Below are 1,330 nucleotides of genomic sequence, written 5' to 3'. Positions count from 1 at the left end.
CTTCCATGCGGAAACACCGGATCACTATGCTCTAGTTTCCTACCTGATCGACTTGTCTGTCTCCCAGTCAAGCGCCCTTATGCCATTACACTCTACGGACGGTTACCAATCGTCCTGAGGGCACCTTTAGAAGCCTCCGTTACACTTTTGGAGGCGACCACCCCAGTCAAACTACCCACCAAACAGTGTCCTCGCAACTACGAGTTAGAACTCAAATAATCAAAGGGCCGTATTTCAACAGCGACTCCACAAATACTGGCGTACCTGCTTCGAAGTCTCCGGCCTATCCTACACATCAATTACCCAAATTCAATGTTAAGCTATAGTAAAGGTTCACGGGGTCTTTTCGTCCCATCGCGGGTAATCGGCATCTTCACCGATACTACAATTTCACTGAGCTCACGGTTGAGACAGTGTCCAGATCATTACACCATTCGTGCAGGTCGGAACTTACCCGACAAGGAATTTCGCTACCTTAGGACCGTTATAGTTACGGCCGCCGTTTACTGGGGCTTCAATTCAATGCTTCTCTTGCGATGACATCTCCTCTTAACCTTCCAGCACCGGGCAGGTGTCAGGCTGTATACGTAATCTTTCAATTTGGCACAGCCCTGTGTTTTTGTTAAACAGTTGCCTGGACCTATTCTCTGCGCCCAACTCTCGTTGGGACCCTTTATCCCGAAGTTACAGGGTCAATTTGCCTAGTTCCTTAACCGTGAATCACTCAAGCGCCTTAGTATATTCAACCCGACTACGTGTGTCCGTTTGCGGTACGGGTACCTTAAAGATTAAGTTTAGCGGATTTTCTTGGGAGTATGTTTACACGCACTATTGGATTGTTCCGAAGAACGTTCCATACTATCAGGTTCGACTCTCTTTGTGGATTTGCCTGCAAAGATCAACATCTACACCCTTCAACGGACTATTCCGTCAGTCCGCGGCGCTATCACTGCTCCGTCTCCACGTCACTCCTTAAGGTAGTACAGGAATATTAACCTGTTCTGCCATCGGCCTCACCGTTCGGCTGAGCCTTAGGACCCGACTAACCCTGATCCGATTAGCGTTGATCAGGAAACCTTAGTCTTTCGGCGAGGGGGTTTCTCACCCCCTTTATCGTTACTTATACCTACATTTGCTTTTCCACACGCTCCAGCAAAGCTCACGCTTCACCTTCGACGCTGAGTGGAATGCTCCCCTACCGATGTTTACACATCCCATAGCTTCGGTAAATTGCTTAATGCCCGATTATTATCCACGCCAAACTCCTCGACTAGTGAGCTGTTACGCACTCTTTAAATGAATGGCTGCTTCCAAGCCAACATCCTAGCTG

At 48.4% G+C, this 1,330-nt stretch carries 1 rRNA gene; it reads right to left on the bottom strand.

The features are described from left to right. Nucleotides 1-1,330 (bottom strand): 23S ribosomal RNA (locus N5O98_RS27180); the annotation flags it as partial.

The organism is Bacteroides sp. LFL-34, assembly GCF_027257075.1.
In the GTDB taxonomy this organism is placed as follows: domain Bacteria; phylum Bacteroidota; class Bacteroidia; order Bacteroidales; family Bacteroidaceae; genus Bacteroides; species Bacteroides ovatus.
The sequence above is the reverse complement of the archived record's forward strand: the minus strand, read 5'-3'. Positions and strand labels throughout refer to the sequence as shown.